This is a genomic window from Bacillus sp. FMQ74, assembly GCF_001875785.1.
Classification (GTDB): Bacteria; Bacillota; Bacilli; order Bacillales; family Bacillaceae; genus Bacillus; species Bacillus stercoris.
The window spans coordinates 120,049-137,100 of record NZ_MOEO01000007.1 but is presented as its reverse complement, the minus strand read 5'-3'; the positions used below and the strand labels follow the sequence as shown (position 1 = coordinate 137,100).

Sequence of the window (17,052 nt, the reverse complement as noted above, 5' to 3'; positions counted from 1 at the left end):
ATGATCAATTTATCGGAGAACGACATGGCCCTACTTTTATTCCCAAAGAGTTATAGTGGTTCTTTATATTCATTATTGCTTGACCGCTTGTCACTTCAATAATGAAATCGTTTAATTTCCTAAGATCAACTGGTTGATTCAAAATTAATTGATAAAATAGTTGTTTCATTTCCTTTGGATATACATTCCCAACCATACTGGACAGCCCATTACAGCCATTAAGTATTTTTTCCGGAAGATTGACATCACCACCAGCAAACATCACAAAGTCATCCGGTAAGTTTGTACTTGAATGACGTTTGGCATCGCTCACTTCTTTAAGTCCTACAAGATTTGAATGTTTTTGATTGATAAGCGTTTCAAATGATTCAGCACTTAGCTCAAACCCTGTTCTAAAAGGATTATTGTAAAGCACTACATGTTTAGTTGTGTGTTGCAGCAACTCATTAATATAGCTAATAGCCTGTTTTTGAGTTGGTTGAATATAAGGTGGGAACTGAATCAAAATGGCGTCAAAGACAGAGTCTTCAAGCTCCTTAATGAGTGTTATTGCATCTTTGGTTCTTGTTGCTGATACACCAAACATAAGTTCAACATTTTTGAATTGTTTTTGATTAAAATAATGAATAATCTGGATTCGTTCTTCAATGCTCATTGAATTTTGTTCACCAGTAGTGCCAGATACAAGAACAGAATCAACTCCATTTTCTTTTAAATAGTCCAGGATGTCATTAAAACCTTCTACATATAAACTCTCATCATTATGAAATGGAGTTGGAATAGCAACATTAAAATTCTTCATACAATACCTCCATGGTTTTTTTCGGAATTAGCATTTAACAATTGTCTTATACCTTCTCAGAAAGTCAATTTCCAATAAAAGTATAGGTCAGCTTAACTTATAATACAATTCAATTATTTATATAGAAATGATAGGTATGACCTATCTTTTATAATCAAAAAAATAAAGTTAAACTGACTAAATTGTTAAAACCGAATTGAATTCACAGGACATCATTTTATAGACATAAAAAAAGAGGAGCAAACATATGGTTTACCCCTCTCACTTTGTTTCTTTACCTTTGGCTTCTTCGTCTAGTATTTTCAGTTCCCCTTTGCTCAAGGAAGCGTTTAGTGTTTTCAATACTAGAAAAACTCTTTTTATTACCTTCGGAAGCTAACAATTTTTCAAGTTGAATACTATCTGCAGAACGTTCTCCTTTATAAATCTCTACACTCATGTTTTATTTCTCCCGTTTAAACATTTTTATTGTTCATTCTGTTTCATAACACGAAATGATTTGGGATATCCATGTATTTCTTTATCAGAAGTCTTTAACAAGTTGGATAGAAGGTCTTGAATTAAACGAAAGCTTTTAACTTCTTTTTCAATCTCTTCATGTTTAATATTTACAATGCCTCTTAAAGTATGAGAAACCATTTCGTTTCTTCACTTTTCCATGATTTCTCTAATTTCCTTTAACGAGTAACCTAATGATTTGGCATCTTTTATTCATATATCACATTTCATGTTGAATACTTAATAACTTTTCAAATGCTTTTATATTTGTATCAAAATTAGGCACAGTTTGAGATTCTTCGGCAAATTTGACTTGTGCTACAACCAAATCGTTAAAGGGTGTTGAAATGCCAGTACCCTCTGCCATTTTTGGAACAACTCCATTAATATAATCAATTTCAGTTTTACGTTTTTTCTCAAGATCTTGAAGCATACTTGCTCTTAGAAGCCTGGATGGTTCCATGGCTACCCTAAATGTTTGGATACGTTCAGGAATATCATTTTCGCTTCTTAATTCCAAAGATTCTAAATCAAGTCCACCCATTTTAGCAAATTGGACACCATTTGCGTGTCCAACCTTGATCGTCTCATCTGCGATATGAACTGCACTAACAATGCCAATTTCATTGTCAAGAATGTTTCCATATTCTCCGTTTAATGCTGCCGATAAACCACTGAATGCATTATTAATAAGTAATTTTGACCACTTCGTTCCAACTAAGTTATCGGAAATGTGTGTTCCACCCACAAGGTCTAAAACCGATTTAATATGCTGGATTCTTTCCGTTGTTTCACCGTTTAATTCTCCAATTTGAAAAGCGTACTCTTTAAATTGAGTATACTCGGTTGTAAGGCTAGATACGCCTGGTTCAATAAATGTAGCACCAAATTCAACTGAACCTGCAATAACACGTTCATCACCAACAATTGAAGCAACTTTCTTTTCAGGTATACCGTTTTGTAAGGAACATACAACACTATCATCCCTTAAAAATGGAAGCAACTCTTTAAGAACGGAGTCGTTATATAATTGTTTTGTTAATAGTAAGACTAAATCATACTTTCCTGACTTGTTTTCAGGAGTAATGGCTTTCACCTGTGCCTGGAATTCCGTTGTACCAATTACTTTAGCTCCGACTTGATTTAAAGTATCTACATGTTCTTGGTATGCATCAATCAACTCAACATCCATACCTCCAGTAGCCAGATATGCCCCAACTATGGTTCCTAATGAACCTGCTCCTAAAACTGCAATTCTCATTTGAAAATCCCCCTTATTTTTCCTCTAAGTAGTTATAAACAGGTTGTGCTGCATTTAAGGTTAAATCCGTAAGAATATGAGATGCTGAAACGACTTCTAATACAGGCAAATCTGCAAGAGGTGCCAGAGCATGTTCAAATAATTGAAGTCGAGCAGGTCCAGCCCAAGCCCCTTTAACCTCTATATTAGTTATTTGTGTTCGTACCAAATCGCAAATCTTTAAATCCCCATTGTAATCCGTAGCAATCTTAACCATAAAATTAGGTCGACAAATTTCACTTTTAGCTATTTCCTTATCCATCTCAAAATGTTTATATCCCATGGTAGCAGTTGCTATACGAAGTGAACCGTAATCAAGCGTGCCAACTAGAGTATCTGAATCTACATAAAGCTTGGGTGCACCTAACTTCTTTGGATATGCAGTAAGCTCTCGACCACTTGCAATCGCTGGAAAGTTGTCCACGTACATCGAATGCACATAATCTCCATCCTCACCATTAAATCGGACAGGAATTACTTGTCCAGCCTCAGTATAAGCACCTAATCCGGAAACATCGGGCATCCACATCACTTCGAATTTGACCAAAGGATCACCGATTTCAAGGGGTTCTGGCACTGCTGCTCGTAAAGCTTTTTCATCAGTTCGGTAAATAATATTAAGATATTCACGGTTAACAAACTTATAGTTTGGAACGGGGTATGCAGGTGCTGTTAATGGTGTATTGAAATTTTTCGTTATGTTACTTACATCGATTTTCATGGAATAATACCCACCTTTTATCACTTGAAGTTCTGTAATATTCATTTTTCCTATTTGTTAGTCTTTTTTCGTATATCTTACGTGATTATCTTACATCTATATTTACATTTAATCTAATACATAATAATGTATATATATATATTTACTTTAATAAATAAGTGGGGTATAAAGATGGAATTGCTTCAGCTAAAATACTTTCAGACAGTTGCCTATACTGAACACATTTCTAAAGCAGCCAAACAATTGAATATTGCACAGCCCTCTTTAAGCCTTACTATTAAAAGACTTGAGAATGAATTGGGAACAACCCTATTTGAGAGGAAAGGGAGAAATATTCAATTGAGTTCGTCAGGAAAAATTCTTTTGAGACACGTAAACAGGATTTTTACTGAAATTGAAAATGCACAACTGGAAATTCATTCGGAGGAACAGCTAATTGCTAGCACCATAAGAATATCAATTACCAATCCAAGATTCCTTACAGGACTTATCAGTGACTATATTAACCACTTTCCTGAATCAAAAATTATCCAAGCAATAGGGATTAAAAGCGAAATATTCACAAGTTTAAAAAAGGGGGACATTGATTTAGGAATAGCAGGCCATCCTATTCAAGATGAGGAAATAGAGAGTTGTGTTCTGGTAAATGAAGATATTGTTTTGGTGTTACCCTCGAACCACAGGTTAACGGGTAACACCAAAATCTCGTTAAGTCATGTTGCCGATGAACCATTTATTACTCTAGCTAATAATGTGGAGTATAGCGATTTTACAACTTTGCTTTGTGAGAAAGCTGGCTTCATCCCAAATATTGCATTTGAGGTAGATTCTAATTTACTGGCCGAAATTATAAAGCTTGATCAGGGTGTAGCTTTACTTCCTATTTCAGTTTGTAGAACATTGGGGTTGAATTATATTAAAGTTGCTGATGACTCAGCTACATATCCAGTATGCTTATCTTGGATAAGACATAAAACGTTATCCTCTTCAGTAAGAAATTTTCGTGACTTCATTATTTCGTACTATAAAGAAAACTATGAAATGTTCAAGGTTTATTAAAGGTTTTCATATTTCTAAAAAATTTTGATCTTTAGTTTAATTTCACCATAAGCCTTCTCATACAAAAGCTTATTAAACCGAAGAGTGTTATTTGCGAAATTATTCACTTAAACTCAACTGCCTCTTTAGTTTAAGAACATTTCTTCACAATCTACATCCATCATAAACTTGGTGTACTAATTAATGTAAGGTTTTATAGCATTGGTTTGAATAATGAGTACGACAGTAACTTACCTAACAGCCACCAAGCTGAAAAAAAGAGGTAGGGCAAATCCCACTTATTATCAACCCAATTGCTGCTTTTCTTTGTTTCTATGTAAACAATGATTAAACACTTATAATTCAGCTTTTTATCACTTATAAATATAGATAATAACTTAAAAAAGAGGAGTAAACACATGGTTTACTCCTCTAACTTAGTTTCTTTACCTTTTGCTTCTCCATAGTCTGGTGTTTTCCTTGATAAGCCGAGTCGATCATTTTCATCGTTCATTGGCATACCATCCATCTCTCGATACTTTTCGCCGACTTTCTCATTAAATAGGATACGATGTCAGTTCAGAGGATAAAACACAAATTGAATATATTTGCCTCCGACATAAACTCTAACAATTGCATTGTCTCGTTTATATATGGGGTCACTGTCAGCTTGTTTTTCTTTATATTGATTACATCATCTAGACAATTTAAAAATAAGCACAAAAAAATACCAAAGGTCAACTACCCTTGGTATCATTGATGCGGCCGAGAGGACTTGAACCTCCACGGGTTATTCACCCACTAGGCCCTCAACCTAGCGCGTCTGCCATTCCGCCACGACCGCGTGATCATTTAATTGTTTGTGCTGGTTTATTAGGCTCTTAACCTAGTAAAACCAATTTGCGTGCACTTTGTAAATAAAGTGCGGGTGAAGGGACTCGAACCCCCACGCCGTAAAGACACTAGATCCTAAGTCTAGCGCGTCTGCCAATTCCGCCACACCCGCATAAGACACAATGGTGAGCCATGAAGGACTCGAACCTTCGACCCTCTGATTAAAAGTCAGATGCTCTACCAACTGAGCTAATGGCTCTTACTATTTGATTTCAAAAATAAAAATGGCTGGGCTAGCTGGATTCGAACCAACGCATGACGGAGTCAAAGTCCGTTGCCTTACCGCTTGGCTATAGCCCAACGAAATGGAATGACCCGTACGGGATTCGAACCCGTGTTACCGCCGTGAAAGGGCGGTGTCTTAACCGCTTGACCAACGGGCCGATGGTTGAGAACTTATATCGAAATCTTATGGCGGAGAAGGAGGGATTTGAACCCTCGCGCCGCTTACGCGACCTACACCCTTAGCAGGGGCGCCTCTTCAGCCACTTGAGTACTTCTCCAATATGGCTCCACAGGCAGGATTCGAACCTGCGACCGATCGGTTAACAGCCGATAGCTCTACCACTGAGCTACTGTGGAATAATGAGACAAGACTTATTATATCAGCCTTGATTTACAGTGTCAAGAGGTAAATGTTTTAATTTATCTCTCGTAACGACTTTTATAATGTAACATAGGCTTGCCATAATCGTCAACCTTTTTCACGAAAAAATTCTTTTTATTTTCCCGCGGCATTTTCCGCATCTGTATCTGTCAGGGTTCATAGCCCGCTTCTTTATATACTGTTGGCCGCAGGCCGTACAGATATACATATAATTTTTTTTGTTTTCCGCTTTTTTCTTAAGGGGTGTACAGAACCTCGGCGCGTTGACTTGCTGCAAAAGCATTCTAAAATCTCTGTCTCTGTGTTTGTACCCTTTTCCTTCAAGGTGAAGATGATAATGGCAGAGCTCATGCTTGATGATGCCGATCAGCTCCTCCCTGCCGTGTTCAATCAAATATTTTCTGTTCAATTCAATGTTATGGGAGGTTAACAGGTACCTGCCGCCAGTGGTTTTAAGCCTGTCATTAAAAAGCGCCTGGTGGCGGAACGGCTTTTTAAAATACGTTTCAGAAATATCCTCTGTCAGCTTTTGAAGCTCTATATTATCCATAGTGCACCTCACTTAAAAAACATTGAACGGGACAATTCACCGTTTGCATACAATATGGTAATCACCGTCCCTCTTATGAGAAAAGCTGAGGAGGAATGAGCCTATGCCAAATTGGCTTAAAAAACAGATGCAAAAAGCATTCCTTGAAAAAGATAATTACCAAATTAAACTGCTGAATCAATGCTGGTATTTCTATAGGAAAAAACACTGCTCGTAAGCAGTGCTTTTATTTTACCATAGACAGCGATACTCTGCCTTTTTGTACATCTACGCCGTCAACCCAAACTGTCACGATATCGCCGACAGAGACGACATCAAGAGGATGCTTGACGAATTGATTGCTGAGTTTTGAGATATGCACAAGCCCATCTTGTTTGACTCCGATATCAACAAACGCTCCAAAGTCCACTACATTGCGCACGGTGCCCTGCAGTTCCATTCCCTCTTTCAAATCTTCCAGCTGAAGGACGTCTGTTTTCAGCAAAGGCTTTGGCACCTCGTCGCGCGGATCGCGTTCCGGCCTTGTCAGCTGTTCACAAATGTCTTTCAGAGTGATTTCGCCGATTCCCAGCTCTTTTGCCGTTTCAGAAAGTGCCAGCTGATTGATTTTATCTTTCAATTCCGCCGTGCCGATATGCTCTGTTGAAAGCCCGAGTTTTTTCAATAGCGCTTTTGTTTCTTTATAGCTTTCCGGGTGGATGCCTGTTCTATCCAAAGGCTCTGTCCCTTCCTGCACTCTTAAGAAACCGATACATTGCTCGTAAGTTTTTGCACCGAGCCTTGGGATGTCCTTCAGTTCTTTTCGATTTGAAAACTTTCCGATTTCCTCGCGTTTTTTGACAACGTTGCCTGCGACAGACTTCGATAATCCCGCTACATACTGAAGCAGCGCGGCGGATGCTGTGTTGACGTTTACTCCAACCTGGTTTACGACCGTTTCGACGACAAACCGCAGAGATTCATTTAAGCGCTTTTGGCTGACGTCATGCTGATACTGTCCGACCCCCACAGACTTCGGATCGATCTTAACGAGCTCCGCGAGCGGGTCTTGAAGTCTTCGCGCAATTGATACGGCACTGCGCTCTTCAACCTTTAGGTCAGGGAATTCTTCTCGGGCGAGCTCAGAAGCCGAATATACGCTTGCTCCCGCTTCATTGACGATCACATAATAAATTTTGCGCGGCATGTCTTTCAGTACATTGACGATGAATTGTTCTGTTTCTCTGGATGCTGTGCCGTTTCCGATCGCCACCATCTCGACTTGATACTGCTCAAGAATCTTTTTCACTTTTTCATGGGCTTCTTTTGTTTTGTTGACTGGCGCATGCGGATAGATCACATCAATTTTCAAGACTTTTCCGGTCTCATCTGACACAGCGAGCTTACATCCGGTTCGAAAGGCTGGGTCAACACCGAGAACGGTTTTGCCTTTCATTGGCGGCTGAAGTAGAAGCTTTCTCAAGTTTTCCGAGAAAATATGAATCGCCTGTTCATCGGCTTTTTCTGAGAGCTCTTTCCTGATTTCACGCTCGATTGCCGGCTGGATCAGTCTTTTATAGCTGTCCTCAATTGTCTCCTGCAAAATCTCTTTTACGGATGTTGAGCGATTTTTGATGATTTGTTTTTCTAAATACGCTTTAATGTGATCCGCAGGCGGTTCGATCGATACCTTTAAAATATCTTCTTTTTCGCCGCGGTTCATTGCCAGCACCCTATGCGGAACGACTTTTGCGATTGGCTCTTCATATTCATAATACATTTCATACACATTTTTTTCGTCCGTGTCTGCCGACTTTCCGGCAACAGATTTAATGGTTCCTTTTTTGAAGGTTTCCTGGCGAATCCACTTTCTGAAAGTCGGCTCGTCTGAGATTTGTTCCGCAATAATGTGCTTGGCACCTTCAATCGCTTCTTCTCGTGTAAACACTTCTTTTTCTTCGCTGATGTATTGGTCTGCTTTTTCTGTCAGACGATCATCTTGGGGGAGTGTCAGGATATAGTCGGCAAGCGGCTCCAGGCCTTTGCTTTTAGCGACTGTCGCCTTCGTTTTGCGCTTTTGTTTATAAGGGCGGTAAAGGTCTTCCACTTCCTGAAGCTTTACCGATTGCTCGATTTTACGTTTTAGATCATCTGTCAGTTTATCCTGCTCTGCAATCAGCCTGATGACTTCTTCTTTTCGCTGATTCAGGTTTTGTATGTATTGCCAGCGTTCAGAAATCGTTTGAATCTGAACCTCATCCATTGAACCCGTCTGTTCTTTTCGATACCGGGCAATAAACGGGACTGTATTGCCGTCCTCAAGCAGGCGGATGACACTTTCAACATGTTTTTGTGATAAACCTATTTCTTTCGCAATTTGCTGTTTTAAAAGGGCTGACGTTTCCATGTAACCAAAGCCTCCAATTTTGTCGTTCTTTCTCTAGTGTATCAAAAACCGAAAAAAACACATAAAAAAAGAAGCCGGTATTTCGGCTTCTTAGGACAGATGTCCAAGAATATAGGTCAGATCATCTTTTCTCGATGTCGTATACATTTTCAGCGAATTCGATATGTCTTCTACCGATTGGCCCTTTTTCAAATGGGAGCGGATATCAGGTACGTTGAGTCCATCTGTATGTATAATGAACTTTGAACCCTTTTCATAGGTGGCGGTGTGCGTTTTGTATTTTTGCGGCTTGCCTGATAAATAGCCCGAAATCGGCAGAGGATAAAAGCTTTCACCAGACGGGGAATGCAGAATAAACCGTACATTGCCGACAGAGCAGTACGTAAACTGCCTTTGTTCAAAATTGATTTTCAGGATAGATGCTGTAGCGCCTCTTTTGTTTTTCATCGCCTGATTACAGCGTTCGATAATGCTTTGTACGTCTTCATTCGCATAGTTTTCCACTAAGTCTTTGATAGCTGCAGAGGATTCATTTGCAAGCGATCCGCTTCCAAGCCCGTCAGCAACCGCACAAATTAATTCCTTATCATCAGCTTTCATAAAAAAGCTGTCGCCGCAAATCGATTTTCCTTCTTTATTCAGTTGATATACTAGAGTTTGAATATGCTCGTTTTCTTCAACCTGGATCATTACATTAACTCCATCGAGGGGTCTTCAATCAGGGCCTCTCTGAGCTTCTTCACAGCTTTGCGCTGCAGACGCGAGACGTGCATTTGAGATATACCGAGAATGTCCCCAGTTTCTTTTTGGCTTTTGTTTTGAATATACGTAAGGTCTATGATTTGTTTTTCACGGTCTGAAAGGACATGAAACACGCTTTGCAGCATCAATTGCTGGTTGACCCGCTCATATCCATCCTCCTGTGATCCGACGATATCAAGGATCGTGACGGTGCTACCGTCCGAATCCGCTTCAATGCTGTGGTCAACGGATAAGGCTTGATAGCTTTTGCCCATTTCCATCGTTTCAAGAACCTCTTCTTCTGAAACATCGAGGAATTCGGCAATCTCTTCGACTTTCGGCGATCTTTGTGTTTCAGTCGTCAGCTGATCAACCGCCATTTTGATTCTTGGCCCCAGTTCTTTAATCCGTCTCGGCACATGAACGCTCCATGTTTTATCTCTGAGGAAACGTTTAATTTCACCGATGATTGTCGGAATTGCAAAAGCTTCAAACGATTTCCCGACAACAGGATCGTATCGCTTAATCGCGCCGAGCAGCCCGATCATGCCGACCTGGCGGAGATCCTCGTGGAAGCTTTTTCCTTTTGAATATTTTTTCGCAAGCATGTCAACCAAATTTGTATACACCCGCACAAGCGTTTCCTGCGCCTGTTCATCTTGCTTTGTTTGGTAATCGCTTATGAGCCGATCGACTTCATCTTTAGTTAGTTTCGTAGTTTTTGATGGTTGTGTCATGATCAACTCGCTCCCCATTTAAATACTTTGTCATCGCTACAGTGACGCCGGAGTGGTTTTGCACTCTGACTTCATCCATGAGCGTTTCCATTAAATATAGACCGAGCCCTCCTTCTGATAATTGATCAACTGTGTGCGAAGGTGTGTACGGCCCTAGATCCTGCTGCTTTTGATCAAAGTCAAAGCTATCTCCTTCATCCGCCACAATAACCTCTAAACGGTCTTCAAACACACCGAATCGTATTGACACTTCCCCATTTTTATCTTCTTTGTAAGCATGCTGAACCGCATTTGTGCACGCTTCACTGACTGCGATCTTCAAATCTTCAATTTCATCATACGTATAGCCCATTCTGCTTGCGACGCCTGACAGCGTCAGTCTGATAATTCCCACGTATTCAGGCTGGGCCGGCACTTTCATTTCGATGTAATCAGCGTTCTTCTTCATTGCACTCCACCTTCTGACTTTGCAGAAATATCAATGATGTCCTTCAGGCCTGTAATGTCAAACAGGCGGATCAGCCGGTCAGAAAGATTTTCAAGTTTCAGCGAACCGCCTTGTTTTTTCACTGTTTTAAAGATCCCTACAAAAACGCCCAATCCGGTACTGTCCATGTAGCTGACATCTTTCAGGCAAATTCTTAAGTCCGCGCCTTGTTCTGCCAGAGGAACAAGCTTCTCTCTGAGCACTGGCGCAGAGTATACATCAATTTCTCCTGCAATGTTTACTTGTATATCATTCTCGTTTTGCTTCACATCAACATTTATATTCATTCGTATCACCTCAAATTTTTCCTTCAAATCACTAGTTGCTTTATACCCTCGTCTGACAGACGCTAAACCTTTCTCCGCAAAACAATTAACGTAAAATCATCATGAAGCTGAAAGTCCTGTAATTTGAGGAGGCTGTCATAAATGTTGTTGACCATTTCCTGCGCGGAGGAACACATATGTTCCTCAATGAGCTTCTGCAAATCAGAACGCTCCAAGAAACCGTTTTCTGTTCTGCATTCTGTGACGCCGTCGGAAAATAAAACGATCATATCGCCCTTTTCCAGATGCTGATCGAATTGTCTGTAGTCATAATCCTGCGAGATGCCGAGAACGAGTCCTTTAGCCTCTAAATCATAGAATGCGTTGTCTTTTTGAGAATAATAGAATCCCGGTTCATGTCCCGCCGAAGCATATGTAAATTGATGCTTGTCCATATTGTAATTGGCATAAAACATCGTAATAAACATACTAGCGTCAACGTTTTGTTCAACAACACGATTTAAATTTTTCAGCACCTGAGAAGGGTGTATGCCCGTTTCCGGCAAAGAGTCCATTGCGTATTTAATCATGGACATACAAAGAGCCGCTGGAATGCCTTTTCCGATCACGTCCGCGATTGCAATATTAATGGATTTCTTGTCTTTGACGAAGTGGTAGTAGTCACCGCTCATCTGTTTGGCAGGCACACTGATGGCGCCGATATCCAGCGATTCCTCCTGAGGAATTTTTGTTCCGAGCAGTGTCTGCTGGACATTAGCTGCGATTTCAATTTCTGATTTAATTTCCTGCTGTATCCCTCTAAGGGTTTGATGCTCCTGATAAGCCATTCCATAACCAATCATGACTTCTATTAAAAAATCCAGCGAATGAAACACATCTTCCGGGAGACTTGGATACAGCTCCTTCAGCACTTTTCTGTGAATGCTGATGATTTCTTCCGGAGGAATTTGGTGCTCGATTGTTTTTCGGCTGAATTTTTGGGCTTGATATAAAGATGTTTCTGTTAATTCGGTTATATATCGACTAAGCAGCTGATGATACCGCTGCTCAATAACCTCCCTAAAATCCACGTTCTTACCTCCTACCGAAGCCATTTGATGGCTTGTATCTCTGTTCCTTCCCCCGCTACGGAATTTAAGCTGAATTCATCCATCAGCCTTTTGACCCCGGGAAGTCCCGCACCAAGTCCTCCAGACGTTGAAAACCCGTCTTCCATAACTTTTCGGATATCAGGAATTCCCGGCCCTTGGTCTTCCGCTATGATTTTCAGGCCCTTTTTTCCTCTGTCTGCGACCTGTTCAATTCCAATCTGCCCTTTGCCGGCATATAAATAAATATTCCTGGCTAATTCTGAAATAGCCGTTGTAATTCTAGCCTGGTCTACAGTGCCGAAACCCAGTTCTTTCGCAACGTTTCGTCCCAGCTGTCTGGCGGCCACAATATCCCATTCTGTCATGATTTTTACACAGGATTGGTCGTTCATTCGCTATTCCCCCAATTCCCGCTTCAATGTCTCAAGCCCCTGCTCTAAGTCGAGCGCAGTTTCGATTTCCTCAAGTGCGATTCCAAGTTCAATCAGCGTCACTGCCACAGCGGGCTGAATGCCGGTCAAGACAACTTTTGCCCCCATTAACTTAGACATTGTAATAACGTCGCCCAGCACTTTCGCGATAAATGAATCAATCATATCCACAGATGTCAGGTCAATGACGACTCCGTTAGCACCTGTTTCGTATATTTTATTTAATAAGTCTTCTTGAAAGGTTAATGCTGTCTGGTCATCAAGTTCCCATTGAATGGACACTAATAAGCAATTATACAGTTTCAAGATCGGGATTTTCGGATGTCTCAAAATGTTATTCCCCCAATGAAACGATTTTTCGATCCGTCATTTCCAATGCTGTTTGAATTCCTTTTTGCAGGGTATTCTTAGTTATAACTTGGGATAAATCTATCCCCAGGTTGACGATGGTTTGAGCAATTTCCGGACGGATTCCGGCCAGCAGGCAATTCGCTCCGACAAGCCTTACCGCTTCTGATGCCTGAATAATATGATGGGCAACCATCGTATCGACGACAGGGACACCTGTAATGTCAATCAGCACGACTTGGGAACGGTGTTTGACAACGCCATTAAGAAGATTTTCCATAATGCGTTTCGCGCGTTCGGTATCAATTGTTCCGACTAGCGGCATCACCGTGATATTTTCAAACACCGGGATAAGCGGCGCAGACAGCTCCTGCAGCGCGATTTTTTGCAGGGATACTGTTTTTTCCCATGAGATTGAGTATTGATTAAAAATTTCTGTGTTAATCGGGCTGAAAAAGCGGTCAATCTGCCAGATTAATTCCGTGCTCTCTTGATCTGGCAATCTCTTATCATTCATTTTTGTGTAGAGACGCTTCCAGAATTCAGCAAGCGCATTAGCCAAAAACTTCAAAGAAAGCCCGATTTGGACCGCTCGAAGCGCCAGTTCACTGATTTGACTTTCAGCAGCGTTTTCGTCCTTAACAGACAGCAGCAGAATGTCGATATACTCTTTAGATATATTTTCATACACTTGGTCAGTCAGCTGGTAGGATTCTTGCTCGCTTAATTCTTTTAGTGTGTCAGTCCACAGTTGGAGCAGTTCATTTTGATTTTCGGCAATGAACTGGTATACAGTCTGGTTCGACATCAAATTCGCTTACCTCCCAATAAAAAACAACATATTTTTTCGTTATTTAACTATTATATCGTTTATGTTTTTTGAAAACAAAAAAAGTTGCTCTGTGTGAGCAACCTGCAAATATGTCTAAAAATCAATGAGTGCCAAACTGATTTGTAAGGCTTCATCAACCTTATCCATCATTTCATCATCCAGATGAGTAATCTTATCCGTTAACCTTTGCTTGTCAATCGTCCGAATTTGCTCCAGCAAAATAACGGAATCTCTTTCAAAACCGTAGCGTTTTGCATCGATTTCGACGTGGGTTGGTAATTTCGCTTTCTGTATTTGTGCTGTTATGGCTGCAACAATAGCAGTTGGGCTGAAGCGATTTCCGATGTCATTTTGGATCACTAAAACCGGGCGCACCCCGCCTTGCTCTGAGCCAACAACAGGAGATAAATCAGCAAAATAAACATCGCCGCGTTTCACAATCAAATGATTATCCTCCGCTGACTAAGCGCTCAACTGTCGTTTCAGCCTCGCACTCCGCAAAGTGAGCCTCAGAAGAAATATTCAGGTTGATTTTCGCCATTTCCATATAGCCGCGTCTCATCAAATCACGGTTGTGACGAGTTGTTCGTTCGCTGACATACGCTCTCACTGCTTGTGATATCAGTTCGTTTCTGCTTCGTTTCTCCCGCATCGCTACACCATCCAATTCAGCTACTAGGTTTTCGGGCAAGCTGATTTTCATTTCGGTTCTTGCGCTGGATTCAGACAAAAAACATACACCTCCACCAAACTTACGGATACGACTCTTTTATCCATCCAGTGATAATGATACCATTATTCACTCTTCAAGCAAAGCTGTTTTATAAATTCGCCATTTAAGTAAACTAATTGCTTGTATTGACCTGCAACAAAGGATTTCTTACTTCCATTATACTCCCATTTTCCAAAAACATACGGGGAACGCGGGAACTTATTGTACAGGCCACTTCATAGTTAATGGTTTCGAGCCTCCCTGCAATCTCATCCATGGAAATATATTCATCTCCCTGCGGGCCTATTAATGTGACTTTTGTGCCCGGCGGATATTCCTGATCCAGCTCCACCATAAATTGGTCCATGCAAATTCGGCCGGCAATTTTTAGGCGTTTTCCCTTCACAAGGATGTCGGTACCCTTCAATTTTCGGAGCCAGCCGTCCGCATAGCCTACAGGCACCGTCCCGATCCATGTGTCTTTTTCTGCTGTGTACTCGGCTCCGTAGCTGACGCTCTCGCCTTTTCTGATCAGTTTGACATGCGACAGCGTCGAATGCAGGGTGAATGCCGGACGCAGCTGAAACGGCATCTCGTCCGAAATGTCAGCAGACGGGCGAAGGCCATACATGCCAATGCCGAATCTGACTGCATTAAAAAAGCCTTTTTTCAGCCGAAGTCCGGCGGCGCTGTTCGCACAGTGGACCATCAAATTCTTTAACGGCAGCGGAGCAATCAGCTCTTTAAAGCGCTCAAACTGCATTAAGAAATAGCCTCTTTCTTTTTCATCCGCTGTCGCAAAATGGGTAAATACCCCTTTGCACTTTAAACGGGGGTTGCGGTCAAGAATGGCCATCACGTTCTGAACTTCTTCCTCTGTTTTTACACCAAGCCTGTTCATCCCCGTATCGACCTTCAGATGAAAATGAAGAGAACCTTTTTTCGTGTGGCGGGCTGCCTCCTGAAGCCATTCAACAGAATAACCTGTTAAGGTCACGTCATACTCAGCAGCGATTGCCACATACTCCGGGGGAACCGCGCCAAGCACCAATATAGGCGCCTTCAAGCCCTTTTTACGCAGTGAAATCGCTTCATCCAAAATGGCTACGGCCAAGCATGAAGCACCTGCGTCAAGAGCAGCCTTCGCTGTTTCTGCATCACCATGCCCGTAGGCGTTTGCTTTCACAACTGCCATTAGCTGGACATGTTCACCGATATGTTCTTTCATATTACTGACATTTTCCTTTATCGCGGACAAGTCAATTTCCGCCCACGTATCCCTGTAAAAAGGTTTTGTGCTCATTACGACACTTCCTAGCTTTTATTCAATATCATTTACATATCATACTAAAATTAAAGGCCAAAGGGAAACGATGTCTAACGAAAAAAAGGCCAAATCATGTTTGGCCTTTGGCGGTTATTTCGATGATTGTCCCTGCATGCTTTTCGCTACTGTTACCATTTCCTCTTTAGAAAGATCTTTAGAAGAGAGAAGGTAATCAACACCGTCATATGTCCATGATAATGATGCATCCGACAAAGCGCCGATGGTGTAGCCGAGATTTACCGGTTCGCCGTTCAGCGTAACGGAGGAGGAGGCCTTGGCAATCTGGGCTTTTTCCTGAATTAACGTAAATGATTTTTCTCCTCCGTACGTCATGATGATGCGCTTCCCGTCTTCAGTAGATATATCTTTTTCTTCAAGCAGCTTTACGCCAAGCGGCAGTTCCAGCGGCGTTTTGACCGCAAATGTATCGGAAGGCTTCGCGCTTGTGGCAACATCCATTTGAGAAAGGGTCATATTTTTCTTTTCGTCAAATGATTCTTTATCAAATTGTTTATTAAATTCAAAGCTGCTGAATTCTACTTTGACCATCACTTTCCGGTCAGTATCCATCACTTTGACAGATGACGGGCTCATATCCTTTTTGTTAAATGTGATTTCTTGCGTCGGCAGCATTTTGTTATGCTGATAGTTTGTTTTTGTTTCAAATACGTATTTCTTTTCTTTCGCTGTGAAAACTGCATCCGAATCGTTTTGAACATCCTTTACGAGCGATTCAAACAGATAGACCTGACTGCTGTTGTTCGGCCAGTCGCTTTGAAATCTGAAGCTCTTATTTAAAGACGGCGTGAGAACAAATACTCCGTTTTCATTTCGTAAAATGACTTGGTTTTGGTCCTTTTTCGGATTTTCTAAATAAACCCTGTACAGAGACGGCTTTTTGTGCCAGATTTCCACATTGTATACTTGAGGCTCACTCCCTGTCTCGATGGTCATTTTCGCTTTTGCTTTGTACGAGGTGTATTCTTTCGCCTTTTCATCTAACCCGGCCACAATATCTTGCTGTGTTTTTTGCCCGCAGGCAGAAAGAATAAGAACAGCAAGCAGTCCCGTTAAAAGCAAAACAAAGCTTTTTCTCACCTTTTTCAACCCCTTTTTCTCAATTGATGTAAAAGGAAGAAATCGCTTGTTTGACTTTAACGGTACGCTCGGTACACGTTTAGGCAGAACAGATGCGTACCATAAAAGCCTCAAACAACTTGTCTCCCTTAATGCACTATCAAATATATGAGTGGGGTTTCCCTA

At 41.2% G+C, this 17,052-nt stretch carries 20 protein-coding genes, 7 tRNA genes and 1 pseudogene; 2 read left to right on the top strand and 26 right to left on the bottom strand.

Annotation, left to right across the window (positions count from 1 at the left end):
- Positions 1 to 4: 4 nt before the first annotated feature.
- The 4 genes from BLL41_RS14640 to BLL41_RS14630 form a co-directional block, all read right to left on the bottom strand.
- Positions 5 to 802 (bottom strand): dihydrodipicolinate synthase family protein, encoded by a 798-nt coding sequence (locus tag BLL41_RS14640; protein ID WP_071578407.1) that lies wholly within the window; start codon positions 800 to 802, stop codon positions 5 to 7.
- Positions 803 to 1,076: 274 nt separating this feature from the next.
- Complete coding sequence (locus tag BLL41_RS22800; protein ID WP_177230637.1) at positions 1,077 to 1,241, bottom strand: hypothetical protein; 165 nt, start codon at positions 1,239 to 1,241, stop codon at positions 1,077 to 1,079.
- Positions 1,242 to 1,520: 279 nt separating this feature from the next.
- Positions 1,521 to 2,561, bottom strand: coding sequence for a ketopantoate reductase family protein (locus tag BLL41_RS14635; RefSeq protein WP_071578406.1), 1,041 nt, complete (start codon positions 2,559 to 2,561; stop codon positions 1,521 to 1,523).
- A gap of 13 nt (positions 2,562 to 2,574) precedes the next feature.
- Positions 2,575 to 3,321 carry an acetoacetate decarboxylase gene (locus tag BLL41_RS14630; RefSeq protein WP_071578405.1) on the bottom strand — a complete coding sequence of 249 codons (747 nt, stop codon included), beginning with the start codon at positions 3,319 to 3,321 and terminating at the stop codon, positions 2,575 to 2,577.
- A gap of 171 nt (positions 3,322 to 3,492) precedes the next feature.
- Between BLL41_RS14630 and BLL41_RS14625 the strand changes: the two genes are divergently transcribed.
- Positions 3,493 to 4,380 (top strand): LysR family transcriptional regulator, encoded by an 888-nt coding sequence (locus tag BLL41_RS14625; protein WP_071578404.1) that lies wholly within the window; start codon positions 3,493 to 3,495, stop codon positions 4,378 to 4,380.
- Between the two features lie 403 nt (positions 4,381 to 4,783).
- Here BLL41_RS14625 and BLL41_RS22650 read toward each other — a convergent pair.
- The 9 genes and pseudogenes from BLL41_RS22650 to BLL41_RS14580 form a co-directional block, all read right to left on the bottom strand.
- A pseudogene (locus BLL41_RS22650) lies at positions 4,784 to 5,050 on the bottom strand (cystatin-like fold lipoprotein); the annotation flags it as partial.
- Between the two features lie 69 nt (positions 5,051 to 5,119).
- Positions 5,120 to 5,203 (bottom strand) — tRNA-Leu (locus tag BLL41_RS14615).
- A gap of 79 nt (positions 5,204 to 5,282) precedes the next feature.
- Positions 5,283 to 5,365, bottom strand: a tRNA-Leu gene (locus BLL41_RS14610).
- Positions 5,366 to 5,376: 11 nt separating this feature from the next.
- A tRNA-Lys gene (locus tag BLL41_RS14605) sits at positions 5,377 to 5,452 on the bottom strand.
- A gap of 26 nt (positions 5,453 to 5,478) precedes the next feature.
- Positions 5,479 to 5,553 (bottom strand) — tRNA-Gln (locus tag BLL41_RS14600).
- Between the two features lie 11 nt (positions 5,554 to 5,564).
- A tRNA-Glu gene (locus tag BLL41_RS14595) sits at positions 5,565 to 5,636 on the bottom strand.
- Between the two features lie 29 nt (positions 5,637 to 5,665).
- Positions 5,666 to 5,756: transfer RNA gene (locus tag BLL41_RS14590), tRNA-Ser, on the bottom strand.
- A gap of 4 nt (positions 5,757 to 5,760) precedes the next feature.
- Positions 5,761 to 5,835 (bottom strand) — tRNA-Asn (locus BLL41_RS14585).
- A gap of 122 nt (positions 5,836 to 5,957) precedes the next feature.
- Positions 5,958 to 6,410 carry a SprT family protein gene (locus tag BLL41_RS14580; protein ID WP_071578402.1) on the bottom strand — a complete coding sequence of 151 codons (453 nt, stop codon included), beginning with the start codon at positions 6,408 to 6,410 and terminating at the stop codon, positions 5,958 to 5,960.
- Between the two features lie 103 nt (positions 6,411 to 6,513).
- On the opposite strand from BLL41_RS14580, the gene cmpA reads away from it, so the two are divergent.
- Entirely contained in the window at positions 6,514 to 6,627 is a 114-nt protein-coding gene (gene cmpA, locus BLL41_RS14575) for a cortex morphogenetic protein CmpA (RefSeq protein ID WP_003225207.1), read from the top strand.
- 9 nt (positions 6,628 to 6,636) lie between these two features.
- Here the strand turns inward: cmpA and BLL41_RS14570 are convergent, their stop codons facing one another.
- The 13 genes from BLL41_RS14570 to BLL41_RS14510 form a co-directional block, all read right to left on the bottom strand.
- The gene (locus BLL41_RS14570) at positions 6,637 to 8,796 is read right to left on the bottom strand and encodes a Tex family protein (RefSeq protein WP_071578401.1); all 2,160 of its coding nucleotides are present in this window, start codon (positions 8,794 to 8,796) and stop codon (positions 6,637 to 6,639) included.
- A gap of 90 nt (positions 8,797 to 8,886) precedes the next feature.
- Positions 8,887 to 9,486, bottom strand: coding sequence for a phosphoserine phosphatase RsbX (gene rsbX / locus BLL41_RS14565; RefSeq protein ID WP_040084112.1), 600 nt, complete (start codon positions 9,484 to 9,486; stop codon positions 8,887 to 8,889).
- A complete protein-coding gene (gene sigB / locus BLL41_RS14560) occupies positions 9,486 to 10,274 on the bottom strand; it encodes an RNA polymerase sigma factor SigB (protein WP_071578400.1) in 789 nt (262 codons plus the stop codon). Before sigB ends, rsbX begins: the two co-directional genes overlap by 1 nt.
- Entirely contained in the window at positions 10,240 to 10,722 is a 483-nt protein-coding gene (gene rsbW, locus BLL41_RS14555) for an anti-sigma B factor RsbW (protein WP_071578399.1), read from the bottom strand. The genes sigB and rsbW overlap by 35 nt, the downstream gene beginning before the upstream one ends.
- Positions 10,719 to 11,048 carry an anti-sigma factor antagonist RsbV gene (rsbV, locus tag BLL41_RS14550; protein ID WP_014662855.1) on the bottom strand — a complete coding sequence of 110 codons (330 nt, stop codon included), beginning with the start codon at positions 11,046 to 11,048 and terminating at the stop codon, positions 10,719 to 10,721. The genes rsbW and rsbV overlap by 4 nt, the downstream gene beginning before the upstream one ends.
- A gap of 62 nt (positions 11,049 to 11,110) precedes the next feature.
- On the bottom strand, positions 11,111 to 12,118 hold the full coding sequence (rsbU, locus tag BLL41_RS14545; RefSeq protein ID WP_071578398.1) for a phosphoserine phosphatase RsbU: 1,008 nt from the start codon (positions 12,116 to 12,118) through the stop codon (positions 11,111 to 11,113).
- An 11-nt stretch (positions 12,119 to 12,129) separates the two neighbouring features.
- A complete protein-coding gene (gene rsbT / locus BLL41_RS14540) occupies positions 12,130 to 12,531 on the bottom strand; it encodes a serine/threonine-protein kinase RsbT (RefSeq protein ID WP_003225192.1) in 402 nt (133 codons plus the stop codon).
- Positions 12,532 to 12,534: 3 nt separating this feature from the next.
- The gene (gene rsbS / locus BLL41_RS14535) at positions 12,535 to 12,900 is read right to left on the bottom strand and encodes an RsbT antagonist protein RsbS (protein WP_003225190.1); all 366 of its coding nucleotides are present in this window, start codon (positions 12,898 to 12,900) and stop codon (positions 12,535 to 12,537) included.
- Positions 12,901 to 12,904: 4 nt separating this feature from the next.
- Entirely contained in the window at positions 12,905 to 13,729 is an 825-nt protein-coding gene (rsbRA, locus tag BLL41_RS14530) for an RsbT co-antagonist protein RsbRA (protein WP_083428023.1), read from the bottom strand.
- A 114-nt stretch (positions 13,730 to 13,843) separates the two neighbouring features.
- On the bottom strand, positions 13,844 to 14,194 hold the full coding sequence (gene ndoA / locus BLL41_RS14525) for a type II toxin-antitoxin system endoribonuclease NdoA (RefSeq protein WP_003156187.1): 351 nt from the start codon (positions 14,192 to 14,194) through the stop codon (positions 13,844 to 13,846).
- Positions 14,195 to 14,198: 4 nt separating this feature from the next.
- Positions 14,199 to 14,480, bottom strand: coding sequence for a type II toxin-antitoxin system antitoxin EndoAI (gene endB, locus BLL41_RS14520; RefSeq protein ID WP_003225183.1), 282 nt, complete (start codon positions 14,478 to 14,480; stop codon positions 14,199 to 14,201).
- A gap of 115 nt (positions 14,481 to 14,595) precedes the next feature.
- Complete coding sequence (gene alr, locus BLL41_RS14515; protein ID WP_071578397.1) at positions 14,596 to 15,765, bottom strand: alanine racemase; 1,170 nt, start codon at positions 15,763 to 15,765, stop codon at positions 14,596 to 14,598.
- A gap of 114 nt (positions 15,766 to 15,879) precedes the next feature.
- Positions 15,880 to 16,896 carry a LolA family protein gene (locus BLL41_RS14510; RefSeq protein WP_003234282.1) on the bottom strand — a complete coding sequence of 339 codons (1,017 nt, stop codon included), beginning with the start codon at positions 16,894 to 16,896 and terminating at the stop codon, positions 15,880 to 15,882.
- Positions 16,897 to 17,052: the final 156 nt, after the last annotated feature.